Below are 24,369 nucleotides of genomic sequence, written 5' to 3'. Positions count from 1 at the left end.
GGCCTCAGCCCTCCGGCGTGGGCGTCGGCGACGGCGGGTACAGGTTCTGCTGGACGAGGTCGCGCACGTGCGCGTATTCATCCGCGGTCGGCTCGTCGGTGTCGATCCCGGCACCCTCGGGAGTGAGCTCGAGCGTCTGCACGGGCAGTTCCTTCGCCTTCGCCGCGAGGGGCACGAGGAACGACAGCAGCCCGTTCGGAATGTCGGTCTGCACGAGGTCTTCGCCCGCCGCCGCGACCTGCTGGAACCGCAGGAGCACGTTCGCCGGGTTCGCCTGCGCGAGGATCGCCTGCTGCAGCTCGCGCTGCCTGCGCATCCGGTCCCAGTCGCTCGTCGTGTAGCGCGACCGCGCGTACCATTGCGCGGTGTCGCCGTCCATGTGCTGAGGACCGGCCTCGATCCAGCCGATCGCCCAGTCCTCGGCGGGCTCGCCCTCATACGACGGCCCGCCGCCCTCGGGCAGCCGCTCCTGCACCGTGATGTCGACCCCGCCGAGCGCGTCGACGATGTCGGCGAAGCCCTTCATGTCGACGAAGACGTAGTACGGGATCTCGATGCCGAGGATGCCCTCCGCGGCAGACTTCGTCGCCTCGATCGCCGGCGTCGAGGAGTGCGCCGCGGCATCCGGATACAGGCCTGTGCCGCCGTCGTCCTGACAGATTTCGACGGCGTTCATGAGCTGGTTGATCCCGGGACCCCACCCGCACGTCTCCGAGTAGTGACCCTCGAAACCGTCGGGGTAGAGGTCGTGCATGGGCCCGTCGGCGAACGGCACGTACGCGAGATCGCGCGGGATGCCGGTGATGTGCACCCCGCCCGTCTCCGCGTTCACCGAGACCACCGAGATGCTGTCGAACCGCATCGAGTCGCGCCCGAGGCCCGAATCGGCACCCAGCAGCAGGAAGTTGTAGTACCCGTTGGAGGGCGGCACGGGCGGATCGTTGTTCGTGAAGATGGATGCCAGGGCCTCACGCGCCGGCGCGATGAGCTGCTGCGCGGCATACGTCACCCCACCGCCCCCGATCACGAGCCCCACGATCGCGAGGAGCGCCACGAGCGGCCGCGCCTTCGGCTTCAGCTTCACGAGCCGCACGAGTCGGAGCGTGTCGATCGTGAGCACGACCCAGAGGACCGCGTACGCGAGCAGCACGATCTGCACGAGCAGCAGGAAGAACCCGTTCGTCATGAGCGACGTGAGAAGACCCGGCGACACGATCGTCACGCCGATGCCGGCGATGACGAGCAGCCACATGACGAGCGTCGCCGTCAGCCCCACCCGCGCGAGCCGGCGGCTGCCCGCGAGCGATTGCGCCGCACCCGGCAGCAGGAAGTTCAGCACGACGAGCCACCACGCCCGCCGCGTCATCACCTGAGGCGAGCGCGTATCGGGGCGCCGGAGCGGCTGGTCGCCCAGGATGACCCCGGCCTGTCGTGCGCCCTGCGACGACGGGCCGCGCGGCGCACCGCCGGGCATGCCCGGGCGGGGCGGGGCCGACACGCTCACAGCGACTCCCCCGCGCTCACAGCGATTCCTTCAGGCGGCGGTTCTTCTCCTCGACCTGGGCCTCCAGGTCACGCGCGTACTGCTCGACGCGATCAGCGATGTCGGCGTCCGAGGCGCCGAGGATGCGCGCCGCAAGGAGCCCGGCGTTCTTCGCCCCGTTGATCGACACCGTCGCGACGGGGATACCGGCGGGCATCTGCACGATGCTCAGCAGCGAGTCCATCCCGTCGAGCGTCGCGAGCTGTACGGGCACCCCGATCACCGGAAGCGCGGTGACGGATGCCAGCATGCCGGGCAGGTGCGCGGCGCCGCCCGCACCCGCGATGATCGCCTTGAGCCCGCGCGCACGGGCCGTGCGGCCGTACGAGATGAGCTTGTCGGGCGTGCGATGCGCGGACACGACCTCGACCTCGTGCGCGATGCCGAAGTCGGTGAGGGCCTGCGACGCGTCGCTCATGACACGCCAGTCCGAGTCCGACCCCATGACGACGCCGATGAGCGGGGAGGGCGAGGAGTGCAGCGGCGAGGTCACCCGACAAGGCTAGGGCGACACCCTGGGGAAACCCCGCAACGGCGCGCAGCCGGCGTCAGCCGGCGAAGAACGCCGCCGCGGCGCGGGCGCCTTCGACCACGGCATCCAGGTCGTCGCCGACGGCGTTCACATGACCCACCTTGCGGCCGGGGCGCGGCGCCTTGCCGTACGTGTGCACCTTGACCTCGGGGTGCGCCGCCAGCGCCGCGGGGAACCGGCTCTCGAGCGTGTCGGAGACCGGTCCGCCGAGGATGTTGACCATGACCGTCCACGGCTGCCGTGGCGACGGGTCACCCAGCGGCAGGTCGAGCACGGCCCGCACGTGCTGCTCGAACTGCCCCGTGATCGCTCCGTCCTGGCCCCAATGCCCGCTGTTGTGCGGGCGCATCGCGAGCTCGTTGACGAGCAGGCGCTCGTCGGTCGTCTCGAAGAGCTCCACTGCCAGCATGCCGGTGACGCCGAGGCCCTCCGCGATCGACGTGCCGATGCGGGCGGCGACCTCCGCGAGGCGCGGAGCGCCGGGCGGGGCCGGCGCGATGACCTCGGCGCAGACGCCGCCGCGCTGGACGGTCTCCACGACGGGATACACGACGAGATCGCCCGAGGGGCGGCGCGCGACCTGCTGCGCGAGCTCGCGCGAGAACTCGACGAGCTCCTCCGCCAGCAGCGGCCCGTCGCCGAACCAGTCGGAGACCTCGTCCGGGTGCGACACGACACGCACGCCCTTGCCGTCGTAGCCGCCGCGCGGGGTCTTCACGACGGCACGGCCTCCGTTCGCGTCGAGGAAGGCCCGCAGCTGCGCGGCATCCGACACCTCCGCCCATTCGGGCTGCGGCGCACCGAGCTCGGCGAGGCGCGCGCGCATGCGCAGCTTGTCCTGCGCGAACTGCAGCGCGTCGGGCCCCGGGTGCACGGCCACCCCGTCGGCGACGAGGGCCCGCAGCACCTCCTGCGGCACGTGCTCGTGGTCGAAGGTCACGACGTCGACCCTGCGGGCGAACGCGCGCACCGTCTCGAGGTCGCGGTAATCGCCCGTCGCGGCTTCGGCGAGCGCGGCCGACATGCCCGGCTCCTCCGCGAGCACGCGCACGTCGATGCCGAGCTCGACGGCGGGTGCGATCATCATGCGCGCCAACTGGCCGCCTCCGACGATTCCGAGTGTCAACGCCATGGCATCCCTTTCCGTCGGCATCCATCTTCCCAGGTCGGCGGAGGCCACTGAGACCGACGTGCGCCCGCTCAGAGGTCGGTCGGGAGGGGCGGGGGCGGACCGGGGACGATCGGCATCACATGGGAGTCGCGGTGAGCGAGGATCTGGCTCACCTCGACCTGGTCGGCGAGGGCCTCGTTCATGAGACGCACCGAGGGGATGTCGACCATCCGCAGCGGCGCATCCACGCCGTTGGAGAGAGTGAGGGTCCCCGCGCCCCACATCCGCTGGATCGGCCCACGCCGCTCGCTGATCGTGTAGCCGCGGGCATGCCCGATCTCGGTGCGCGTGCGCCGCAGGACCCCGGACTGCGCGACGACCCGCCGCGTCGTGACGGTGTACGTGCGGGCGAACCAGCGCAGGAACGGGACGACGACGAGCAGCAGCACGACGAGCCCGGCCGCCGCCCACAGCATCCAGTCCTCGAAGGGTGCGGGAAGGTTCCCGGTGAAGTAGCCGACGGCGGCGCTGGCGACGACGAGAACCGCCGCGCACCAGAACAATCGGCGCGCGTGACCACGCACCCGCGCGACACGCAGCTCGCGCGCCTCGGCGCCGGGGGCCGGCGTCACCGGGCGGCCCGTGTACGCGGTCGGCTGAGTCACCCCTCCATTGTGGCGGTCATCCGGGTCGAAAGCAGGCTCATCCGGCCGATTCGCGGTGGTTCGCAGCGGTTCGCGGCGCCGACGGCCGATCCGCCCTGCTTTCGGAACGAATCGGCGCGGCCAGCGCGCTCAGGCGAGAGCTCGCCTCAGCGCACGTGGACGACGTCTCCCGCCCCGACGACCATCTCGACGCCCTGTGCCTCGAGGACGAGGCGCCCGGCGGGATCGAGCCGCACGGCGCGGCCGCGGAGGGTCGTGTCGTCCGGCAGCGACACCACGACCTCGGTGCCGAGTGTGCTGCAGTGCGCCGCGAGGCGGTCCGCGACGGCGGCACCCCCGCCGACGGCGAGATCGGCGATGCCGTCGCGGAGGGCGGTGAGGAAGGCGGCGAGCAGCTCGTCCTCATCGGCCTGCGCCCGCTGGTCGGCGAACGAGGTCGCCGTCGGGACGGGCAGGTCGACCGCGGCCATCGTGGTGTTGACGCCGGCTCCGACGACGACCGTCTGCGGGTCCGAGGGCAGCACCTCGACGAGGATGCCGCTGATCTTCCGCGCTCCCGCACCCGTGCCGACGAGAACGTCGTTGGGCCACTTGAGGCTCACGTCCTCGCCCGGAAGCTGCGCCGCGATCGCACTGCGCAGCGCAGCGCCCGCCACGAGCGGGATCCATCCCCGGTCGGCGATCGCGACCGCGCCGACGCGCAGCAGCACCGAGACGGCGAGCGCCGTCCCCGGTGGCGCGGACCAGACGCGGTCGAGGCGTCCGCGCCCCGCGCGCTGATCGCGTGTGAGCACGAGCGACAGGTGCGGATGGTCGTCGGGGCTCTCCGCGGCATCCCGCAGCAGCTTCGCGTTGGTCGAATCGGTGTGATCGAGCACCTGGACCCGCGGGCTGACGGCGGCGGCGAGCGGGTAGCCTTCGGCAGGGATCGTCATGCGGCCACACTATGCGCCGCGGAGCCCCGTGGCATCCACGGATTCTCGGCGCAGACATGTCGCGAAGCGTCGCCAGACCACCGCTCAGCGACCGAACGCGCCACATCTGTCCAACTCCGCTACGCAGACATGTCACGACGGGTCGCCACCCCTGAGCCTTCACGACGGATCGCGGCATATCTGCGCACGGAACCGAGCATCGACCTGCTGGCGGGATGCCACAGCGGATCACACGAGCCGTTGTGGAAGTCTCCCAACCGAGCGCGCACGCCGCTCGCTAGGGTGGAACGCGTGACAGATCAGACCATCCACGGCGACCTCTCCACCACCGCCGGCAAGATCGCCGACCTTCGCGCGCGGTACCAGGAAGCCGTCGTCGACGCGGAAGTCACGGCGCAGCAGAAGCAGCACGCCAAGGGCAAGATGACCGCGCGCGAGCGGATCGAGCTGCTCGTCGACCCGGGGTCGTTCGTCGAGCTCGACGAGTACGTCCGTCACCGCACGAGCGCCTTCGGCATGGACCGCTCACGGCCCTACGGCGACTCCGTCGTCACGGGCGTCGGAACCATTCACGGACGCACGGTCGCCGTCTACGCACAGGACTTCACGACCTTCGGCGGCTCGCTCGGCGAGGTCGCGGGCGAGAAGATCATCAAGGTCGTGGAGTTCGCCCTCCGCGGCGGGATGCCGATCATCGGCATCCTCGACTCCGGCGGCGCGCGCATCCAGGAGGGCGTCGTCGCCCTCGGCAAGTACGGCGAGATCTTCCGCCTGAACACCGCGGCATCCGGGGTCATCCCGCAGATCTCGCTCATCATGGGACCCGCCGCGGGCGGCGCGGTCTACTCCCCCGCCCTCACCGACTTCGTCATCATGGTCGACAAGACCTCGCAGATGTTCGTCACGGGCCCCGACGTCATCAAGACCGTCACGGGCGAGGACGTCGGCATGGAGGAGCTCGGCGGCGCGTACACGCACAACACCCGGTCGGGCGTCGCACACTACCTCGCCGAGGACGAGGACGACGCGATCGACTACGCGCGGACCCTGATCGGCTTCCTGCCCGACAACAACATGTCGGAGATCCCCGTCTACGAGAGCGCCTTCGAGTGGGAGACCACGGACGACGACCGCGTGCTCAACGCCGTCATCCCCGACTCCCCGAACCAGCCGTACGACATCAAGCAGGTGATCTCGCACGTCGTCGACGGCGGCGACTTCCTCGAGGTGCAGCCGCTGTTCGCCCCCAACATCGCGATCGGCTTCGGCCGCATCGAGGGGCGCACGGTCGGCATCATCGCGAACCAGCCCTCGCAGATGGCGGGCACGCTCAACATCGAGGCGGGCGAGAAGGCGAGCCGGTTCGTGCGGTTCTGCGACGCGTTCTCGATCCCGATCCTCACCCTCGTCGACGTCCCCGGCTACCTGCCCGGCACCGACCAGGAGTGGACGGGTGTCATCCGCCGCGGCGCGAAGCTGCTCTACGCCTACGCCGAGGCGACCGTGCCGCTCGTCACGGTGATCCTGCGCAAGGCCTACGGCGGCGCGTACATCGTCATGGGCTCGAAGCAGCTCGGCGCCGACGTCAACCTCGCGTGGCCGACGGCGGAGATCGCCGTGATGGGCGGCCAGGGCGCCGTCAACATCCTCTACCGGGGCGAGATCAAGAAGGCCGAGGAGGCCGGCGAGGACGTCGCCGCCGTCCGCACGAAGCTCGCCAACGAGTACACCTACAACGTGGCCTCGCCGTTCCTCGCCGCCGAGCGCGGCGAGCTCGACGGCATCATCGAGCCCGCGCAGACGCGGGTCTCGGTCGCCAAGGCGCTGCGCGCGCTCCGTGGCAAGCGCGCCAGCCTGCCCGCGAAGAAGCACGGGAACATTCCGCTGTGAGCGCCGCGGACACGTCGGTGGATGCCGCAGCCGCCGCTCCGGCGACGGTGCGCGTCGAGATCCGGAGCGGCGATCCGACGCCGGAGGAGCTCGCCGCCGTCGTCGCCGTCGTGACCGAGGCGTACACCCACGAAGCCGCCGGCGCGATCGCCGACACCGAACCACGCCCCTCGGCGTGGCGGATCTCGGCACGTTCGCTGCGCGCACCGCTGCGGCGGGAGATCGGCTGGGGCCGCTTCGGCGGGTAGCACTTGATCTTTGTCACCCGAACTACCTACAGACAGACGCGGGATGCCGCGAGAGACTTGTCGTGCTGGAACGCTTCTGCGTTCGGTGCACGCGCTCGCACTCCGTGCGGCGCGCCGCACCCTCGCGAGCAGGTTTTCGGGTAACCGGCTCGCACGGCGAGGGGCGGGCGGCTTCGCCGCCCCTCGCCTCCTTCTCCCCCGGAGACCGCGAGTCTCCCAGAGACCCCTGTCTTTCTCAGGGTCGCCGTCGCACCTCGTGCCAGAGGTCGACCTCTTCCTCGCCGTCCTCCCCCTCGGAGCGGCCGACGACGGTGACGGCGACGTCCGCGTGCGTCGACGTGCGGACGTAGAGCCGTTCCGAGCGGGCGGAGTCGAGGACCGCGGCGAGCTCGGCGCGGAGCTCCGCTCGCGCGTCGGCATCCACTTCGTCGAGCCCGCCTTCGTCGAGCACCGAAACGGTCGCCCCCCGACTGCGCGCCGCGGCCAGCGCGGCGCGCACATCGTCGTCGAGGAGCGCCGCCCCGCGCAGCTCGTCGCGCAGCGTCGCCTCGGCGACGCGCGCGAGCTCGCGTTCGCGCGCGTCGAGATGACCGCCGACCGCGATCGTGTGCGCGAGCACGGGACCGGCGACGGCGAGCGCGCGCTGGACCTGAGTGCGTCGCTCCCGCCGCATGCCCTCCTGCGAGGCGAGCCACTCCGACGCCTCGCGCTGCGCTTCGGTGAGCTGGGCCGTGTCACGGGCGGCGCGATCCATGAGCCACGAGATGAGCTGCGCGACCCCCACCCAGAGGGCGGCGCCGACCGCGCCCAGCGCGAGGGCGTCGAGCGGGCCGATCCACGCGGCCGCCGACACCGCCGCCAGAAAGACGCAGGCCCACGCGGCGACGGGCCGGCGGCGCACCATCACGATCGCGCCGAGGGCTCCGATCGCACCGAGGCTCCAGGTGGCGTAGCCCTCGAGTCGGCCGGAGGCGTCCGCGGCGTACCAGCTGGCGTTGGGCACCGTCGCGGCGGCGGCGAGGGCGAGGACGGCCGCCCATGCCGGCATGATCCGCCGCGGTCCGAGCCGCGACCGGACGGGGTCGGCGGGGTCTTCGCTGCGCGCGTTCCAGAAGATGCAGACCCACGTCGTGAGCACGTAGAGGATGACCGTCCCGATCTGGACGATCGGGTGCTCGGGTTCCGTCGTCCAGACGAGACCGCCGACGGCGAGATACGTCGTGAACGCGACCGCGAGGAGCGAGAGCGCCACGCGGAAGCCGCTCCGCCCGCCGACGCCGCCGTCCCCGCCTCGCCCGACGGAACGCGGTCGGTGCACCGCGCGCGCCGTCATCGCGTCCGCTCCCACTCGAGCAGCACGCTCGTTCCGGCAGGCCCCGTCTTGACGCGCGCACGGCCGCCGACCGCGGCCATGCGCGCGACGATCGACCCCCGGATGCCGAGGCGGTCCTGCGCGACGTCGGTGGGATCGAAGCCCCGGCCGGCGTCGACGATCCGCACGGCGACGCCGGCGGCATCCGCCCGCACCGTCACGGCGAGGCCGGCGCCATCGGCGTGCTGCACCGCATTGGCGATCGCCTGCGTCGCGGCGAGCACGATCGCACGTGCGACGCGCCCGGGGATCTCCCCCGCGTCGTCGCCGATGTCCTCGCGCACGTCGAGCGCGCGATCCTCGCTGTCGAGGGGGGCGCCGACCGACCGGCGGATGCCGCCGGCGAGAGCGGCGATCGGCACGGGTTCGTCGGGGCCCTCGCCGGCATCCTGCTCGGCGTTGGCGAGTCGGGTGAGCGCCTCGCGCGCCATCGCGACGGCGAGAGCCTCCTCGCGCGGGGTCGCGGCGCGCTCGGCGGCGATGAGGGCGGCGAGCACGCTGTCGTGCATGAGGGCGGCGACCGCGACACGCTCGGCCTCGACGGCGTCGGCCTCGGCCGCGGCCGCATATGACATGATCGCGTCGCGACGTGCGCGATCGATGCCGACGGCGACCGACCTCAGCATCCATGCGAGCGCGACGATGACACCGCCGAGGATGAGTGCGAAGGCGGCATCCAGCACGAGCGTCACGGTGTCCGCCGTCGCCGGGCCGAACGGAGACAGCCGTGCAGCGACGTAGAGGGCCGGGACCAGGACCGTCCAGCCGATCTGCAACGCCAGCGGGAACGCCATCGCGGCGGCCGCCGACGCGACGTTGAGCAAGTACCAGATCCATGGATCGACGCCGGGAACGGGCGTACCGCCCGCGGCCGCGAACGGCCAGCACACGAAGACGAGAGCGAGCGCGACGGCGCACACCCCGGAGGCGGCACGGGTGAGCACGCCGCCCGCGAGCGCGACGATCATGAGCACCAGCGGCGCGAACGCCCCGATCATGAGCCCGACGTGCCAGGCGGCCGATTCCTGGGTCGAGGTGAGTGCGTTGAGAAAGGCCTGCGTCCCGAGAACGGCGCTGCCGAGGGCGACGACGAGTGCCAGGATGCGCTCGATGCGTCGCTCGGTGAAGCGCTCCGCGGCGACGCCGCTCTCCGCGCGCAGACCCGTCGGCGGGAGCCGCGGCGCACCCGATGCGATGGCCGGGACCGTTACGGTCGCGGCGGGGGACGCCGCGACCGCCGCGCCTGCGGGGTCGTGACCGGCGCGGTCGGCGGGGTCAGCGGGCGGCGAGGTCGTCATGCGCGTCGTCGCGGCCGCGCCCGTCGACGAGTCCGTCCTCGATCGCGCGGTGCAGCAGGTCGATCTTGGTCGGCGCGGGACAGCCGACCTCGATGTACTTCACGCGGATGCGTGTGATGTTCTCCTTCGCGGTGTTGTAGGAGATACCCAGACGCTCGGCGACCGCTTTCAGCGGCAGCCCGGCCGCGTACAGCCGCAGCACCTCCCGCTCACGGTTGGCCAGCTGCGCATCCGCGAACGCGCGATCACCGTCGATCGCCGTGGCCCATTCGAGGTTCTCGAGCGGCTGCCCGCTCGCGATCGTGCGGATCGCCGCGATGACGTCGTCGGTGCGGGAGGCCTTGCTGATGACGCCGGCGGCTCCGGCGGCGAGCGCCTCGCGCACCGCAGCGGGCCGGTCCGCGACGCTGTGGATGAGCACGGCTGATCCCTCGCGCACGAGCGCATCGACGTTCTCCGTGACGGTCGTGCCGTCGCCGAGCGTCAGATCGAGCACGACGACATCGGCAGGAGGTGCCGCGACGGCGCGACGCCACGCGAGGTAGGCGCGCACCGAGGCGCTCGAGTGGACGACCACGCCGACACCGGCGCGTGCGCAGGCGGCCTCGAGCCCGAGACGCACGGATTCGTGGTCATCGATGAGTGCGACGCTGGACACGCCCCGAGCCTAGCGAGCGCCGGCGCCCGTGGCGCGCAGGACGGCGACGGCCTCGAGGTGGTGCGAGTGCGGGAACAGGTCGAAGGCGTCGATGCGCGCAGCCTCGTACCCGAGAGCGCGGAACGTGCCGAGATCCCGCGCGAGGGCCACGGGATCGCACGCGACGTAGACGACGGATGCCGGGGTCAGCGCGGCGATCCGCTCGACGACCTCGCGCCCCGCGCCCGCGCGCGGCGGGTCGAGGAGCACCACGCCACGGGCGAGTCGCGCCCGCTCCGCGGCGCTCGCCTGCGCGACGAGACGCCCGAGGAAGCGGTCGGTGCGCTCAGTCTCGGCGCGGGCACCGACCCACTCCGCGAGGTTGGCCCCCGCGTGTTCGGTGGCCCGCGCGTCCGCCTCGACGCTCGTGACCCGCGTGGTCGGGCCCCCGATCTCGGCGATCGTGGCGGCGAACAGCCCGACGCCTCCGTACAGGTCGAGGTGCGCCCCGTCCGGATCGACCCCGCCCGCCGCGTCGAGAGCCGAGCGGACCGCCGCGGTGAGCGTGGATGCCGCGAGGCGGTGCACCTGCCAGAAGCCGCCGGCATCCACCGCGAAGCGCCGCGCGCCGACCCGCTCGACGATGACCTCGCGAGCTGTCGGGTCCTCCGGCGCGCGGTGCGGCGTGGGCCGCGACGTGGGGCGCGGGCCGCCCCGGCGGCGCGCTCCGGCGCCACCGCGGGGGCTGCGGGGCTGCGGGGCTGCGCTCTGCGGCGCGCGGGGCTGCGGAGCGGGGCGCACGATGACGTGCACGCCACCCTCGGACGGCTCGACGAGATCCACGCGGCCGGGGGCGAACCCCTCGAGGCCGCGCGCGACCTCCGCGATCGCCTCCGTCGCGAGCGGCAGATCGGGGGTCGGGGTGACGCGGTGGCTGCGCGCCGCGAACGGTCCGATGCGGCCCTCGTCGTCGACGTGCAGGCTCACGCGCGTCCGCCAGTGCAGCCCGTCCGAGCGGTCGTCGGCGCCGGCCGCTCCGGCGGCGGCCATGGTCGTGTCGGGCGCATCGATGCCCGCGAAGCGGCGCAGCGCGTCGTCGAGCACCTGCTTCTTGAGCGTGCGCTGGTGGGCCAGGTCGATGTGACCGAAGTCGGCACCTCCCGGGCGGTCCTCCGGCGGCACGGCGACATCGGCCGCGGCCCAGACGTGCGGGCGGCGGTGCGGCGAGGCATCCACGACGTCCACGACGTCGGCACGCCAGAAAGCGGCCTTGGAGGTGTCGGTGAGCACGGCGCGCACCCGTTCTCCCGGGATCGCGCCCTCGACGAACACGACCCGTCCGTCGTGCCGGGCGATGAAGACGCCCCCGTGGGCCACGTCAGTGATCTCGAGGTCGAGGTGATCGCCATCCTGCATCCCCCGATGGTCGCACACCGGGCCGGGCAGTTTCTCCGGACCGCGCACCCCCGGCCTCGTACGCTGGAGCCATGCGCGTGTGCCTGGCCTCCACCTCCCCCGCCCGTCTCATGCTGCTGCGGCAGGCGGGCATCGAACCGGTGACCCGCGCGCCGCAGGTCGATGAGGAGGCGGTCATCGCGGCGGTCGAATCGGGCGAGGGCCGCACGCTCGCCCCGGACGAGCACGTCCTGCTGCTCGCGCGCCGCAAGGCCCAGGACGTCGCGGCAGCCGTCGCGGCGGAGGATCCGGGCTTCGACGGCATCGTCATCGGCGGCGACTCGATGTTCGAGCTCGACGGGCGGATCCTCGGCAAGCCGCACCGCCCCGAGGTCGCGACCGCGCGCTGGCACGAGATGCGCGGGCGCACGGGCGTCCTGCACTCGGGCCACAGCGTGTTCCGCCTCGCCCCGGGCACGACACCGCGTGAGGCGCACGCCGTCGCGGAGGCATCCGTCACCTTCGCCGCGGACGTGGCGGATGCCGAGATCGACGCCTACGTCGCCACCGGCGAGCCCCTGCAGGTCGCCGGCGCGTTCACGGTCGACAGCCTCGGCGGAGCCTTCATCGAACGGGTCGAGGGCGACCCGTCCACGGTCGTCGGGATGTCGCTGTCGACGCTGCGACACCTGTGCACGGAGCTCGGCGTCCGCTGGACCGATCTGTGGGCCTCCCCTGACGCCTCGTAGGTTCACACCATGTTTTCTCGCGGATCTTGTGCGAGGGATCCAAAAACGGGTGGGGTGTGCTGAGTAGGCTGGCATCCATGCCGCTTTCCGTGCCTGCGCCCGAGACCGTCGAATCCGGGGCGCGCCCGACCGCCCCCCGCGTGAACACCCAGCGAGTGATCACGAAGGTGCTCGTCGCGAACCGCGGCGAGATCGCCGTGCGCGTGATCCGCGCCGCCCGCGACGCGGGCAAAGGCTCGGTCGCCGTCTACGCGGATCAGGATCGCGATGCGATGCACGCGAAGCTGGCCGACGAGGCCTATGCGCTCGAGGGCGCGACGAGCGCCGAGACGTACCTCTCGATCGAGAAGATCCTCTCCGTCGCACGCCGCTCCGGCGCCGACGCCGTGCACCCGGGCTACGGCTTCCTCGCCGAGAACGCCGATTTCGCCCGCGCGGTGATCGGCGCGGGCCTCGTCTGGATCGGCCCCACGCCCGAGGCGATCGAGGCCCTCGGCGACAAGGTCACCGCCCGCGCGGTCGCCGAGAAGGTCGGCGCCCCGCTCGCCCCGGGGACGCCCGGCCCCGTCGCCGGCGCCGACGAGGTCATCGCGTTCGCGGAAGAGGTCGGCCTGCCGATCGCCATCAAGGCGGCCTACGGCGGCGGCGGACGCGGCCTCAAGGTCGCGCGCGAGCTCGATGAGGTCGCCGAGCTCTTCGAGTCGGCGACGCGCGAGGCGATCACCGCCTTCGGTCGCGGCGAGTGCTTCGTGGAGAAGTACCTCGACAAGCCGCGGCACGTCGAGACGCAGTGCCTCGCGGATGCCGCGGGCACGGTCGTCGTCGTCTCGACGCGCGACTGCTCGCTGCAGCGCCGCCATCAGAAGCTCGTCGAGGAGGCCCCGGCGCCGTTCCTCACCGACGAGCAGAACCGCATCCTCTACGCGGCATCCAAGGCCATCCTCAAGGAGGTCGGCTACGTCGGCGCGGGCACGTGCGAGTTCCTCATCGGCGCCGACGGCACGATCTCGTTCCTCGAGGTCAACACGCGCCTGCAGGTCGAGCACCCCGTGTCGGAAGAGGTCACGGGCCTCGACCTCGTGCGCGAGCAGTTCCGCCTCGCCGAGGGCGGGCTCCTCGACGACCGCGACCCCGAGCCCGTCGGGCACTCGATCGAGTTCCGCATCAACGGCGAGGACCCGGGCCGGGGCTTCCTGCCGCAGCCCGGGCGCATCCACCAGTTCAAGACGTTCGGCGGCCCCGGCATCCGCCTCGATTCGGGTGTCACCGCGGGCGACAGCGTCTCGGGCGCGTTCGACTCGCTCCTCGGCAAGCTCATCGTCACCGGCCGCGACCGCGCCGAGGCGCTCCAGCGCGCCCGCCGCGCCCTCGACGAGTTCGAGGTCTCCGGCATGCCGACGGTGATCCCCTTCCACCGCAAGGTCGTCCGCGATCCCGCGTTCACGGCGGAGGACGGCGACTTCGGCGTGTTCACCCGATGGATCGAGACCGAGTTCGAGAACGACATCCCGCCGTGGGACGGCGAGCTCGAGTCGCCGGAAGAGGCCGAACCGCGGCACACCGTCGTCGTCGAGGTCTCGGGAAAGCGCCTCGAGGTGAGCCTCCCCGACCGCATCGCGGTCGCGCCCGTGAAGATCGGGCGCCCCGCGGCCGCGCCGCCCTCGCGCCGCTCGCACGCGACCACCGTGAACGCGGGCGCCTCGGGAGACGCCGTCAAGGCGCCGATGCAGGCGACGATCGTCAAGGTCGCGGTGGAGGAGGGCCAGCAGGTCGTCAAGGGCGACCTCGTCGTCGTCCTCGAGGCCATGAAGATGGAGCAGCCCCTGCAGGCCCACAAGGACGGCGTGATCGGCGCGATCGACGCGACCCCCGGCACGACGGTGTCGGCCGGGCACCAGCTGCTCACGATCTCCTGAGCGGGCGTACCCTGTGACGGTGTCCCGCCGCCCCCTGACCGCCACCACCGCTTTGGCCACCACCGCTTTGGCGGCCCTGCTGATCGCGCTCGGCGGCTGCGCCGCACTGGCGGGCCCGACCGCTGAGGACCGGGCCGCGTGGCGCGCGTGGTTCGAACAGGCGATGGAGGCCGGGGGCGGCATCGCGACGGGCGCCGCGTTCTCCGCGCCCGACGACGCGACCCCGGTCGACGTCTCGCCCGCGCAGCCGTATCGCGCCGTGGAGCTCCGCTGCGATGGGACCGACCGCGCGACGTTCACCCTGACCTACACCGGCACGGGTGAGGCCACGACCGTCACGCAGGAGATCGTCTGTCACCAGGGCGGCGCGCTGACCCCGATCGCGATCCCGATCGCCGTCGGCGATCTCACGCGGTTCGCGGCATCCGCCACCTCGCCCGACGGCGAGGGCTACTGGGTCGCGGCCCTGCAGAAGTAGCCCCTGCGGAACCTGACGCGGTCGAATGCTGCACGCGCCATCGAACTTTCGGCCGCGCGAGCAGTTTTCGGCCGCGCGAGCGCAGAGCCGCGCTGCTCAGCCGAAGAAGTCGTCGTCGCGGTTCACCTGATGCATCGCGCGCGTCGCATCCGTGATGGATGCCGTGAGCGAGGGGAACACCGCGAACACGCGCGAGACCTGGTCGACCGTGAGGCGGCGCTCGACGGCGATCGCGATCGGGTAGATGAGCTCCGACGCGCGCGGCGCGACGATGACGCCGCCGATGACCGTGCCCGACCCCTCGCGCGCGATGATCTTGACGAAGCCGTCCCCTATGCCCATCATCTTCGCGCGGGCGTTCGCCGCGAGCGGGAGCTTGTGCACGTAGCCGTTGATGGCGCCGGTCTCGAGGTCCCTCTCCTGGCGCCCGACCGTCGCGATCTCGGGCGCCGTGAAGATATTCGCCGTGATGCGGCGACGCTCGAGCGGAATCACGGTGTCGCCGAGCGCGTGGAAGATGGCGGTGCGCCCCTGCATGGAGGCGACGGATGCCAGGGGCACGAACGTCGTGCAGTCGCCGGCGGCGTAGATGTTGGGCACCGAGGTGCGGGCGACGCGGTTCACGCGGATGTGACCCGAATCGGTGAGCTCGACGCCCGTCTCGGCCAGACCGATCCCCGCGGTGTTCGGGATCGACCCGACCGCCATCAGGCAGTGGCTGCCTTCGACGGTGCGGCCATCGGAGAGCGTCACGACGACTCCGTCGCCGACCCGCTCCACGCGCTCCGCGCGCGAGCGCGACAGCACCGTCATCCCGCCGCGACGGAACACCTTCTCCAGCACCGCGGCCGCATCACGGTCCTCGCCGGGGAGCACGTGCTCGCGCGACGAGATCAACGTCACCGCGGCGCCGAGGTTCATGTACGCCGACGCGAACTCGGCGCCGGTGACACCCGACCCCACGACGATGAGGTGCTCGGGAAGGGCCTTCATGTCGTACAGCTGGGTCCATGTGAGGATCCGCTCGCCGTCGGGCTGCGCGCTCGGCAGCTCGCGGGGCGCCGCGCCAACCGCGACGACGAGCGTGTGCGCCTCGACGCGGTCGAAGTCCGTCCCACCGGGGCCCGTCGCGACGACGATCGAGTGGTGGTCCTCGAGGCGGCCGTGGCCCGAGATGATGCGCACCCCGGCATCCACGAGCTGCGCCCGCATGTCGTCGGACTGCTGCCGCGCGAGGGAGAGCAGACGCTTGTTGACGGCGGCGAGGTTGATCGCCACCTCCGGCTTCAGGGGGCGGCCGGACTCGCCCTTCGCGAAGAACTCGACGCCGAGGTCGGATGCCTCGGAGATCGCGACCGCGGCATCCGCCGTCGCGATGAGGCTCTTGGAGGGGACGACGTCGGTGATGACCGCGGCGCCCCCGACTCCGGCGCGCTCGACGAGCGTCACCTCAGCCCCCAGCTGCGCCGCGGCGAGCGCGGCTTCGTAGCCGCCGGGGCCGCCGCCGAGCACGGCGACCGACTGGGAATGGACGAAGCTCGCGGACATTCCTCCATTCTTCCAGGCCGTCGCCTGGCCCACCGACGCCCGGGTTCCTAAAGTAGGGGGATGTCCTCGTACACGAATCCTCTCGACGACCCCGCGGCAGACCCCTTCGAGGTCGCCGCGCAGGCGGCATCCGACATCGCTCGCCTCACCGGCGTGGAGCGTCACGACATCGCGCTCACCCTCGGCAGCGGCTGGGGCAAGGCCGCCGACCTCATCGGTGAGACGACGACCACGATCCCCGCCACCGAGGTCACCGGCTTCTCGAAGCCCGCCCTGGCCGGCCACGTCGGGTCGTTGCGCTCGATCCTCACGCCGGGCGGCAAGCGGGTGCTCGTGATCGGCGCACGCACGCACTACTACGAGGGCCACGGCGTCCGCCGCGTCGTGCACAGCGTCCGCACCGCCGCCGCGACGGGAGCGAAGACGATGGTGCTGACGAACGGCGCCGGGGGCATCAAGCACACCTGGACGCCCGGGACGCCCGTCCTCATCAGCGACCACATCAACCTCACGGGCGACTCGCCGCTCGAGGGCGCGACCTTCATCGACCTCACCGACCTCTACTCGACGCGGCTGCGCGACGTCGCCCGCCGGATCGACCCGTCGCTCGACGAGGGCGTGTACTGCCAGTTCCGCGGGCCGCAGTACGAGACCCCCGCCGAAGTGCGCATGGCGAAGACGATCGGCGGTCACATCGTCGGCATGTCGACCGCGCTCGAGGCGATCGCGGCGCGTCAGGCGGGCATGGAGATCCTCGGGTTCTCGCTCATCACGAACCTCGCCGCCGGCATCCAGACGACCCCTCTCAGCCACGCCGAAGTCATCGAGGCGGGCCAGCTGGCGGAGCCCGTCATCTCGGACCTCCTCGCGCGCGTGGTCGGCGCGCTGTGACCAGCCCGGTGTCCGCGCCCTCCTCGCTGCAGGCCGCGCGCGCGTGGCTCGCACAGGACCCCGATGAGGTGACGAGGGGCGAGCTCGCCGCGATCATCGCGGCGGCCGAGGGCGGGGATGCCGCGGCATCCGCCGACCTCGACGACCGCTTCGGCGCGCGCCTCGAGTTCGGCACGGCGGGTCTGCGCGGGCGCCTCGGCGCCGGCAGCAATCGCATGAACCGCGTGCTCGTGTCGCAGGCGGCGGCGGGCTTCGCCGCCTACCTGCGCGAGAAGGCGGGGCCGGATGCCACGCCGACGGTCGTCATCGGCTACGACGGGCGGCGGAACTCGGACGTCTTCGCGGCGGACTCGGCGGCCATCTTCGCCGGTGCGGGGCTGCGGGCGGTGCTGCTGCCGCGCCTCCTCCCGACGCCCGTGCTGGCCTTCGCCGTGCGGCATCTGGATGCCGCGGCGGGCGTCATGGTGACCGCGTCGCACAACCCGCCCGACGACAACGGATACAAGGTGTACCTCGGGGGCGCGGACCAGGGGTCGCAGATCGTCGCGCCCGCCGATGCCGAGATCGCCGCGCACATCGAGCGCGTCGCCGCGGCGACCGCGGTTCCCGATATTCCCCGCGGAGAATACGAGGTCGCAGACGAGGCGGTCGTCTCCGCCTACGTCGCCGCGACCGCCACAGTGGCCCCGGCGCCGGCGGGAGCCGCGAGCATGAACTGGGTCTACACGGCGATGCACGGCGTGGGGTACGAGACGCTCCGCGCGATCCTCGAGCTCGCGGGCTATCCGCTGCCCGTCGTCGTCGCGGAGCAGATCGAGCCCGACGGGCGCTTCCCGACGGTCGCCTTCCCGAACCCCGAGGAACCCGGGGCGATGGACCTGTCCTTCGCCACGGCCCGAGACGCCGGCGCGGAGTTCATCCTCGCGAACGACCCCGACGCCGACCGCCTCGCGGTTGCGATCCCCGACGCACACGCCGACGGCGGGTGGCGCCGCCTCACGGGCAACGAGACGGGGCTGCTCCTCGGGTGGCGGGCGGCGCAGCGCGCCGCCCTGTCGAGTGGCGCGGCGGGCGGCGCAGCGGGCGCGGCGGATGCCCCGGCATCCCTCGCCTGCTCGCTCGTCTCCTCCCCCGGCCTGGAGGCCGTCGCGGCACACTACGGTCTCGACTTCCACGCGACGCTGACCGGCTTCAAGTGGATCTCGCGCGCGCCCGGGATCGTCTTCGGGTTCGAGGAGGCACTCGGCTACCTGGTCAACCCCGAGACCGTGCGCGACAAGGACGGCATCTCCGCCGCCGTCGCGATTCTCGGCATGATCGCCGAGGCCCGAGAGGAAGGACGCACGCTCGCCGATGTGCTCGCGCAGTTCGCCGAGACGTTCGGGTTCTTCCAGTCCGGGCAGGTGTCGCTGCGGGTCGAGGACACCTCGATCATCGGCCGCATCATGGCGGCGCTGCGCGCGGACCCGCCCGCAGCGATCGGCGGGGTCGCCGTCGAGCGCATCGACGACCTGCTCGCCGGCGTGGCCGACTACCCGCCCGGCGACGTCCTGCGCCTGTGGCTCGCCGACGGATCGCGCGTCATCGTGCGCCCGAGCGGAACGGAACCGAAGCTCAAGGCGTACCTCGACGTGCGCGGCGACTCGGCATCCGACGCCGCCGCGCGGCTCGCGGCCCTCGATGAGGGTGCACGCGCCCTCATCGCCGCGGCGCAGGGCTGACCCAGCCGGTCCGGTCCGGTCACCCCCGCGCCGCGTTCACAATTCAGTCTCCTCGCCGTGCGCAGCGACGCGCGGCCGCGGAATCTCGTCGGTCGACCGCGGCCGGGGCGCCGCGCAGACTGAATTGTGAACGCGCGTAGGCTCTGACCGTGCTGCTGACCGACCCCGTCGTCCTCGAAAACCCCCATGTCCGCCTCGAACCGCTGGATACCGCGCACGCGGAAGACCTCGACGTCGCGAGCCGCGGGCTCGAGTACGCGTGGTACACCTCCGTGCCCGCGTCGGCCGTCGAGGAGATCGGCCGCCGGCTCGGCGAGCGCGACGCGGGGCGGATGAACCCCTTCGCCGTCGTCGCGGGCGACCGCCCCGTCGGCATGACGACCTTCTGCAACATCGCCCAGGCGGATCGGCATGTCGAGATCGGCTACACGTGGCTCTCCCCGACGGTGCAGCGCACCGCGGTCAACACCGCGGCGAAGCGGCTGCTCCTCGGTCACGCCTTCGAGACGTGCGACGCGATCGCCGTCGAGTTCCGCACGCATTGGCACAACCGGCAGTCGCGTGCCGCAATCGAGCGCCTGGGCGCGAAGCAGGACGGGGTGCTGCGCAACCACCGCCTCGGCCCCGACGGGACCCTCCGCGACACGGTGGTCTACTCGATCCTGCCGCACGAGTGGCCCGCCGTACGCCGGGGCCTGGACGCGCGTCTCGCGCGGGGCTGAGCTCGGGCTGACCTCGGGGTTGAGCGCGCGGCATCCCGCCCCGCTGAGCGCTCCGGCATCCCGCCCCGCTGAGCGCTCCGGCATCCCGCCGCTCGCAACCCCGTCCCACTATCCCCACCCTTGTCCCACTTATGGTCGGTTTCGAGGCCCGGGAACGACCGAATGTGGGACAGCCCTCGCCCGAAGTGGGACAACGCCTGCCCGAAGTGGGACGACGGGGGTGGGGCGGCGCTCAGCCGTCGATGACGGCGACGAGCTCGTCGAGGAATGCGCCGAAGGTCGTGCCGCGGCGGACGATCCGCTGCACGCTGTCGCGCTCGCTGAAGACCTCGACGAGCTGCTCGAACACGGTCTGGAACGCCTCGCGATCGCTCGCCGAGAACGCCACCATCGCCACGACGTGCACCCGCCCGTCGCCCCACGCGATCGCCGGGTCGGCGACGCCGACGGCGATCGCCGTGCGCGTCGCGGTCATCCCGAGCGCGTGCGGCACGGCGAGCGCATCGGTGAACGCCGTCGAGGACAGGCGCTCGCGCTCGAGCGTCCGCTCCACGTAGTCGTCGTCGATGACCCCCTGCGCGACCAGGCGCGCTCCGAGCGCGCGGATCACCTCGTCCGGCGTCGCGGCGGGGTCGATGCGCCCGATGAAGGCATCCGGCGAGAAATAGCGCCCGAGCTCGCCCTGCAGCCGCGCGAGCCGGCGCCCACGGCGCACGCGGCCGGCCGCGGCCTGCACGCGCTCGATGTCGCTCTCGGTGAGGAACGGCTGGATCCGCACGAACCGGTCCGACACGATCGGCGGGTCGATCGTCGTCAGCACGAGATCGGTGTCGATCGCGCTCCAGTCCGGGTCGGCGCGCGTCTCGACGCCGACGACGTCGACGGCCTGGCCGAGTGAGCGGTCGACGCTCGAGCGCAGCAGCTCGTGCAGCTCGTAGTACCCGGGGCAGACGATCGTGGCGGTGAGCACCGCGCCGGCGTGCCGGCTGCGTTCGAGCCGCCCGCCGACGTGCATCGCGATGTACGCGATCTCATCGTCCATCAGCGGGATGCCGAGCAGGTCGCTGAGCCCGTCGGCGATGAACACCGCGATCTCGAAGATCATCGGGTAGGTCGACTTGAGCGATCGCGTCAGGGGGTTCCGCGACCACGCCTGCTCTCGCGCGCGCAGACGCAGGTTCTGCACGTGGAGCGCGAGACGCAGCACGAACTCGTCGTGGTCGAGATCGACGAGGAAGGCGGTCGAGGCGCGCCGGACGACGTCACGGACGGCCGCTTCCACGTCCGCCGGCAGGCGGGAGCGGACATCGGATGCCGCGGCATCCGCACCGGGTGCGACGACGCGGCTCATGACGAGGGCGGCGAGGTGGCGTCGGTCGCCCGCCCCGAGGCGCACGCCGAGGTGCTCGTCGCAGAGACGGTCGACGAGCTGTCCGACCCGCTCGTAGGCGGGTGGCGGCGGCGTCTCGGAGGTGACGTCGAGGGCTCGGCCGTGCGCGACGCGATCGGCGGTGATCGCGATGTGCAGCATGACGTCGCCGATGCCGAACTCATTGACGAAGTAGCCGAGCTCGCCGAGCCCGGCGACGAGGTCGGCTTTGAACGGCCCGAAGGCGGCGGCGCCGATCGAATCCTCGCCGAGCGTGCGGCGCACCGCCACGAGGTCGAAACCGACCTCATCGGTCTCCTCGTGCACGAGGTGGGAGAGAAGACGTCGCTGGGCCATCTCGGTGCCGCGGAGCCGCGCCCGCGCCCCGCTGCGCTCGAGCACGAGTCCCCCGCCGTCACCACCACTGGCACCACCGCCGAGGAGCGCGCGCACGCGCCCGAGGTCGCCCTCGAGCGTCGCCGGGCTCACGTGGAAGCGCTCCGCTTCGTCGAACACATCGATGCCGTCCGGGTCGGCGACGAGCGCGCGCACGAGCCGATGCACGCGCTCGCGCGGCGAGTCGGCGTCGGTCTGGGTGCGCAGCGCCGCCGCGGCATCCGTTCCCGCGCGGTAGCCGAGCGGTCCCGACTCGACGACGACTCCTCCCGGGACGCGCGCGGCGAGCGCTGCGACATAGGTCCGGATGCTGCGCGGCGTCACACCCACGATGTCGGCGAGCTCAGCGGCCGTGACCCAACCGCCGCCGCGCACGAGGACCCCCATCACCCGGTCCTGGCGCGCTCTGCTCACGCGACCAGTCAACCACGGCGACCTCATCGCCCTTCCGCCCCCGCGGAAGGCGGACTGGTTGTCTCTTCTCAGCGCTTTCACAAGAATGGCGACATGGAGGCGGATCGATGAGGATCCTCGTGGTGTGCGGCGCGGGAGCGTCGAGCACGTTCGTGGCGCAGCGCGTCCGGCACGCCGCTCAGGCGGCGGGGCGGACGGTGAGCGCGGTCGCCGGCACGGAGCAGTCCCTGCCGATCGACCTCGATGCGGCGGACATCGTGCTCGTCGGACCCCATCTGAACACCGCGCTGGACCGCATCCGCGCGGCCGCAGCGCCGCGCGGCGTGATCGTCGTGCTGCTGCCGGCGGACGTGTTCGCGGACGTCGACGGCTCCCGCACGCTGGCGATCGTCGACGAGGCGCTCGGCGCGCGGGGCCGCGCATCGAGCACGAACGCGCCGACGGACCCCGCGCCGCGCGCAACAGACACCCCCACGGAGAGGACACCCGCATGACCGAGGCCAGCCGCACGATCCGCGTCGGATCGTCGAACGGACTGCACGCACGCCCCGCGAAGCTCTTCGCACAGGCGGCGAAGGACTCCGGCATCCCGGTGACGATCTCGAAGGGCTCGGGTGCGCCCGTGAACGCCGCGAGCATCCTCGGCGTCATCTCGCTCGGCGCCGAGAAGGGCGACTACGTGACCCTCACGGCCGACGGCGACCACGCGGTGGAGGTCCTCGATCACCTCGCCGAGCTGCTGACGACCGACCACGACGAGGCCTGACCGGGCCCCGGCCGCAGACGAACCCCGACATACGACACGCACGACAGCGATCGAAGGAGATTACGGACATGACCGAACTGCGCGGAGTGGGCATCGGACTCGGTGTCGCCCAGGGCCCGGTGGCCCGCATGGCGGAGCACCTCCCGGCCCCCGCGGACACGCCCAGCACCCTCACCCCCGCGGAGGAGCTCGCCCGCGTGCGCGACGCCGTGCAGGTGGTCGCGCGCGAGCTCGAGGAGCGCGGGTCGAAGGCCGGCGGCCTCGCCCGCGAGGTGCTGGAGGCGCAGGCGATGATGGCCGAGGATCCCACGCTGGATGCCGAGGTCGAGTCCCGCACATCGGTCGGCAAGACCGCCGAGTTCGCCGTCTCCGACGCGTTCGCGAGCTTCCGCGACACCCTCGCGAAGATGGGCGGCTACCTCGGCGAGCGCGCCGCCGACCTCGATGACGTCGCCCAGCGCGTCATCGCGCGCCTGCGCGGGCTGCCGGCGCCGGGCGTGCCGGACCCGGGGCATCCGTTCGTCCTCGTCGCGAAGGACCTCGCTCCGGCCGACACCGCGCTCCTCGACCTCGACAAGGTGCTCGCGCTCATCACGACCGACGGCGGCCCGACCTCGCACACCGCGATCCTCGCGCGCGAGAAGTCGATCGTCGCGATCGTGGGCGCGGCCGCCGCGAAGGACCTCACCGACGGCGAGACGGTGATCGTGGATGCCGCGAAGGGCGTCGTCACGACGAACCCGACCCCCGACGAGCTCGCGCAGGCGCAGAACCGGGCCGACGCGCGCGCGGCGGCCGCCTCCGCACCGCTCACTCCCGGTGCGCTGAAGGACGGCACCGCCGTGCCGCTCCTGGCGAACCTCGGCAAGCCCGGCGGTGCCGCCGAGGCCGTGGAACTGGGGGCGGAGGGCGTGGGCCTCTTCCGCACCGAGTTCCTCTTCCTCTCCGCGACGCAGGCCCCGACCGTGGAGGAGCAGACGACGGCCTACACCGAGCTGCTGCAGGCGTTCCCGGGCAAGAAGGTCGTCGTCCGCGCTCTGGATGCCGGTGCCGACAAGCCGCTCGCGTTCCTCAACGACGCGCACGAGGACAACCCGGCGCTGGGCCTGCGGGGTCTCCGCGCGCTCCGCGCGAGTGAGGACATCCTGCGCGAGCAGCTCACGGCCCTCGCGAACGCCGACGCGGCGACCGAGGCGGACCTCTGGGTCATGGCGCCCATGGTGTCGACCGTCGAGGAGACGGAGTACTTCGTCGCCCTCGCGAAGGACTACGGCATCAAGACGGCCGGCGTCATGGTCGAGGTACCGTCCGCCGCCCTCATGGCCGACCGCGTGCTCGCCGAGGCCGACTTCGCCTCGATCGGCACGAACGACCTCACGCAGTACACGATGGCCGCCGACCGTCTGCTCGGTTCGGTCGCCTCCTACCAGGATCCGTGGCATCCCGCTGTCCTCCGTCTCATCCAGGCGACCGCCGAGGGCGGGAAGCGCAACGGCAAGCCGGTCGGGATCTGCGGCGAGGCCGCCGCCGATCCGCTCCTGGCCGTCGTCCTCGTGGGGATCGGGGCGACGACGCTGTCGATGGCGCCGACGGCGCTCGCCGACGTCCGCGCGTCGCTGCTGCACTACACCCGCGAGGATGCCGAGCGCATCGCCGCGGCCGCTCTCGCCGCCGACGACGCGGCATCCGCACGATCCACAGCTCAGGCTGCGGCCCAGTCCAGCGAACCCACCAACGCCGCATAGCCGCGGACCACCCGAAGGAGACAGGAAC

General features: G+C 72.4%; 22 protein-coding genes. 11 read left to right on the top strand and 11 right to left on the bottom strand.

All coding sequences use genetic code 11. From position 1 onward, the window contains the following. Positions 1 to 4 precede the first annotated feature (4 nt). The 5 genes from J0I43_RS15520 to J0I43_RS15500 form a co-directional block, all read right to left on the bottom strand. On the bottom strand, positions 5 to 1,474 hold the full coding sequence (locus J0I43_RS15520; protein ID WP_292865968.1) for an LCP family protein: 1,470 nt from the start codon (positions 1,472 to 1,474) through the stop codon (positions 5 to 7). A 46-nt stretch (positions 1,475 to 1,520) separates the two neighbouring features. Beyond that, positions 1,521 to 1,988, bottom strand: a complete 468-nt coding sequence (gene purE, locus J0I43_RS15515) for a 5-(carboxyamino)imidazole ribonucleotide mutase (protein ID WP_292865966.1) — start codon at positions 1,986 to 1,988, stop codon at positions 1,521 to 1,523. Between the two features lie 103 nt (positions 1,989 to 2,091). Then, complete coding sequence (locus J0I43_RS15510) at positions 2,092 to 3,207, bottom strand: 5-(carboxyamino)imidazole ribonucleotide synthase (RefSeq protein ID WP_292865924.1); 1,116 nt, start codon at positions 3,205 to 3,207, stop codon at positions 2,092 to 2,094. A gap of 68 nt (positions 3,208 to 3,275) precedes the next feature. Beyond that, complete coding sequence (locus J0I43_RS15505; protein WP_292865921.1) at positions 3,276 to 3,851, bottom strand: PH domain-containing protein; 576 nt, start codon at positions 3,849 to 3,851, stop codon at positions 3,276 to 3,278. Positions 3,852 to 3,997: 146 nt separating this feature from the next. Next, positions 3,998 to 4,786, bottom strand: a complete 789-nt coding sequence (locus J0I43_RS15500; protein ID WP_292865918.1) for a biotin--[acetyl-CoA-carboxylase] ligase — start codon at positions 4,784 to 4,786, stop codon at positions 3,998 to 4,000. Positions 4,787 to 5,077: 291 nt separating this feature from the next. On the opposite strand from J0I43_RS15500, the gene J0I43_RS15495 reads away from it, so the two are divergent. Together J0I43_RS15495 and J0I43_RS15490 are read left to right on the top strand one after the other, a co-directional pair. Beyond that, on the top strand, positions 5,078 to 6,676 hold the full coding sequence (locus tag J0I43_RS15495) for an acyl-CoA carboxylase subunit beta (protein ID WP_292865915.1): 1,599 nt from the start codon (positions 5,078 to 5,080) through the stop codon (positions 6,674 to 6,676). Next, positions 6,673 to 6,924: an acyl-CoA carboxylase epsilon subunit gene (locus J0I43_RS15490; RefSeq protein ID WP_292865912.1), complete on the top strand. Its 252-nt coding sequence runs from the start codon at positions 6,673 to 6,675 to the stop codon at positions 6,922 to 6,924. The genes J0I43_RS15495 and J0I43_RS15490 overlap by 4 nt, the downstream gene beginning before the upstream one ends. A 235-nt stretch (positions 6,925 to 7,159) precedes the next feature. On the opposite strand, the gene J0I43_RS15485 is transcribed toward J0I43_RS15490, so the two are convergent. From J0I43_RS15485 to J0I43_RS15470, 4 genes are all read right to left on the bottom strand, one after another. Continuing rightward, entirely contained in the window at positions 7,160 to 8,176 is a 1,017-nt protein-coding gene (locus tag J0I43_RS15485; RefSeq protein WP_292865909.1) for a hypothetical protein, read from the bottom strand. Positions 8,177 to 8,253: 77 nt separating this feature from the next. Then, positions 8,254 to 9,594 (bottom strand): ATP-binding protein, encoded by a 1,341-nt coding sequence (locus J0I43_RS15480; RefSeq protein ID WP_292865906.1) that lies wholly within the window; start codon positions 9,592 to 9,594, stop codon positions 8,254 to 8,256. After that, positions 9,572 to 10,252, bottom strand: a complete 681-nt coding sequence (locus tag J0I43_RS15475) for a response regulator transcription factor (protein ID WP_292865903.1) — start codon at positions 10,250 to 10,252, stop codon at positions 9,572 to 9,574. Before J0I43_RS15475 ends, J0I43_RS15480 begins: the two co-directional genes overlap by 23 nt. Positions 10,253 to 10,261: 9 nt before the next feature. Then, the gene (locus J0I43_RS15470) at positions 10,262 to 11,647 is read right to left on the bottom strand and encodes a class I SAM-dependent RNA methyltransferase (RefSeq protein ID WP_292865900.1); all 1,386 of its coding nucleotides are present in this window, start codon (positions 11,645 to 11,647) and stop codon (positions 10,262 to 10,264) included. A gap of 71 nt (positions 11,648 to 11,718) precedes the next feature. Here J0I43_RS15470 and J0I43_RS15465 point away from each other — a divergent pair, with 71 nt between their 5' ends. The 3 genes from J0I43_RS15465 to J0I43_RS15455 all read left to right on the top strand — a co-directional run bounded on the left by J0I43_RS15465 (position 11,719) and on the right by J0I43_RS15455 (position 14,769). After that, positions 11,719 to 12,375, top strand: coding sequence for a nucleoside triphosphate pyrophosphatase (locus tag J0I43_RS15465; protein ID WP_292865897.1), 657 nt, complete (start codon positions 11,719 to 11,721; stop codon positions 12,373 to 12,375). 77 nt (positions 12,376 to 12,452) lie between these two features. After that, entirely contained in the window at positions 12,453 to 14,291 is a 1,839-nt protein-coding gene (locus tag J0I43_RS15460) for a biotin carboxylase N-terminal domain-containing protein (RefSeq protein WP_292865894.1), read from the top strand. A gap of 19 nt (positions 14,292 to 14,310) precedes the next feature. Then, the gene (locus tag J0I43_RS15455; RefSeq protein WP_292865889.1) at positions 14,311 to 14,769 is read left to right on the top strand and encodes a hypothetical protein; all 459 of its coding nucleotides are present in this window, start codon (positions 14,311 to 14,313) and stop codon (positions 14,767 to 14,769) included. A gap of 96 nt (positions 14,770 to 14,865) precedes the next feature. On the opposite strand, the gene J0I43_RS15450 is transcribed toward J0I43_RS15455, so the two are convergent. After that, positions 14,866 to 16,317 (bottom strand): NAD(P)H-quinone dehydrogenase, encoded by a 1,452-nt coding sequence (locus J0I43_RS15450; RefSeq protein WP_292865886.1) that lies wholly within the window; start codon positions 16,315 to 16,317, stop codon positions 14,866 to 14,868. A 60-nt stretch (positions 16,318 to 16,377) separates the two neighbouring features. Between J0I43_RS15450 and J0I43_RS15445 the strand changes: the two genes are divergently transcribed. The 3 genes from J0I43_RS15445 (at position 16,378) to J0I43_RS15435 (ending at position 19,651) form a co-directional block, all read left to right on the top strand. After that, positions 16,378 to 17,208, top strand: a complete 831-nt coding sequence (locus J0I43_RS15445; RefSeq protein WP_292865883.1) for a purine-nucleoside phosphorylase — start codon at positions 16,378 to 16,380, stop codon at positions 17,206 to 17,208. Continuing rightward, positions 17,205 to 18,929, top strand: coding sequence for a phospho-sugar mutase (locus J0I43_RS15440; protein ID WP_292865880.1), 1,725 nt, complete (start codon positions 17,205 to 17,207; stop codon positions 18,927 to 18,929). Before J0I43_RS15445 ends, J0I43_RS15440 begins: the two co-directional genes overlap by 4 nt. A 149-nt stretch (positions 18,930 to 19,078) precedes the next feature. Then, a complete protein-coding gene (locus tag J0I43_RS15435; RefSeq protein WP_292865877.1) occupies positions 19,079 to 19,651 on the top strand; it encodes a GNAT family protein in 573 nt (190 codons plus the stop codon). Between the two features lie 232 nt (positions 19,652 to 19,883). On the opposite strand, the gene J0I43_RS15430 is transcribed toward J0I43_RS15435, so the two are convergent. Further along, positions 19,884 to 21,803, bottom strand: coding sequence for a PTS sugar transporter subunit IIA (locus J0I43_RS15430; RefSeq protein WP_292865964.1), 1,920 nt, complete (start codon positions 21,801 to 21,803; stop codon positions 19,884 to 19,886). A 134-nt stretch (positions 21,804 to 21,937) separates the two neighbouring features. Between J0I43_RS15430 and J0I43_RS15425 the strand changes: the two genes are divergently transcribed. From J0I43_RS15425 to ptsP, 3 genes are all read left to right on the top strand, one after another. Beyond that, the gene (locus J0I43_RS15425) at positions 21,938 to 22,324 is read left to right on the top strand and encodes a PTS sugar transporter (protein ID WP_292865874.1); all 387 of its coding nucleotides are present in this window, start codon (positions 21,938 to 21,940) and stop codon (positions 22,322 to 22,324) included. Beyond that, positions 22,321 to 22,596: an HPr family phosphocarrier protein gene (locus J0I43_RS15420; protein ID WP_292865871.1), complete on the top strand. Its 276-nt coding sequence runs from the start codon at positions 22,321 to 22,323 to the stop codon at positions 22,594 to 22,596. The genes J0I43_RS15425 and J0I43_RS15420 overlap by 4 nt, the downstream gene beginning before the upstream one ends. A gap of 68 nt (positions 22,597 to 22,664) precedes the next feature. Further along, the gene (gene ptsP / locus J0I43_RS15415; protein ID WP_292865868.1) at positions 22,665 to 24,341 is read left to right on the top strand and encodes a phosphoenolpyruvate--protein phosphotransferase; all 1,677 of its coding nucleotides are present in this window, start codon (positions 22,665 to 22,667) and stop codon (positions 24,339 to 24,341) included. The last annotated feature ends 28 nt before the right edge of the window (positions 24,342 to 24,369 follow it).

The organism is Microbacterium sp., from assembly GCF_017305435.1.
GTDB lineage: Bacteria > Actinomycetota > Actinomycetes > Actinomycetales > Microbacteriaceae > Microbacterium.
Note: the sequence above shows the minus strand (reverse complement) of the source record. Positions and strands in the feature narration are given on the sequence as shown.

Excerpts from the sequence above, each read along its gene's own strand:
- J0I43_RS15520 (WP_292865968.1), bottom strand. The coding sequence starts at position 1,474 with ATGCCCGGCGGTGCGCCGCGCGGCCCGTCGTCGCAGGGCGCACGACAG.
- purE (WP_292865966.1), bottom strand. The coding sequence starts at position 1,988 with ATGGGGTCGGACTCGGACTGGCGTGTCATGAGCGACGCGTCGCAGGCC.
- J0I43_RS15510 (WP_292865924.1), bottom strand. The coding sequence starts at position 3,207 with ATGGCGTTGACACTCGGAATCGTCGGAGGCGGCCAGTTGGCGCGCATG.
- J0I43_RS15500 (WP_292865918.1), bottom strand. The coding sequence starts at position 4,786 with ATGACGATCCCTGCCGAAGGCTACCCGCTCGCCGCCGCCGTCAGCCCG.
- J0I43_RS15480 (WP_292865906.1), bottom strand. The coding sequence starts at position 9,594 with ATGACGACCTCGCCGCCCGCTGACCCCGCCGACCGCGCCGGTCACGAC.
- J0I43_RS15470 (WP_292865900.1), bottom strand. The coding sequence starts at position 11,647 with ATGCAGGATGGCGATCACCTCGACCTCGAGATCACTGACGTGGCCCAC.
- J0I43_RS15465 (WP_292865897.1), top strand. The coding sequence starts at position 11,719 with ATGCGCGTGTGCCTGGCCTCCACCTCCCCCGCCCGTCTCATGCTGCTG.
- J0I43_RS15460 (WP_292865894.1), top strand. The coding sequence starts at position 12,453 with ATGCCGCTTTCCGTGCCTGCGCCCGAGACCGTCGAATCCGGGGCGCGC.
- J0I43_RS15450 (WP_292865886.1), bottom strand. The coding sequence starts at position 16,317 with ATGTCCGCGAGCTTCGTCCATTCCCAGTCGGTCGCCGTGCTCGGCGGC.
- J0I43_RS15445 (WP_292865883.1), top strand. The coding sequence starts at position 16,378 with ATGTCCTCGTACACGAATCCTCTCGACGACCCCGCGGCAGACCCCTTC.
- J0I43_RS15430 (WP_292865964.1), bottom strand. The coding sequence starts at position 21,803 with ATGGGGGTCCTCGTGCGCGGCGGCGGTTGGGTCACGGCCGCTGAGCTC.
- J0I43_RS15425 (WP_292865874.1), top strand. The coding sequence starts at position 21,938 with ATGAGGATCCTCGTGGTGTGCGGCGCGGGAGCGTCGAGCACGTTCGTG.
- J0I43_RS15420 (WP_292865871.1), top strand. The coding sequence starts at position 22,321 with ATGACCGAGGCCAGCCGCACGATCCGCGTCGGATCGTCGAACGGACTG.
- ptsP (WP_292865868.1), top strand. The coding sequence starts at position 22,665 with ATGACCGAACTGCGCGGAGTGGGCATCGGACTCGGTGTCGCCCAGGGC.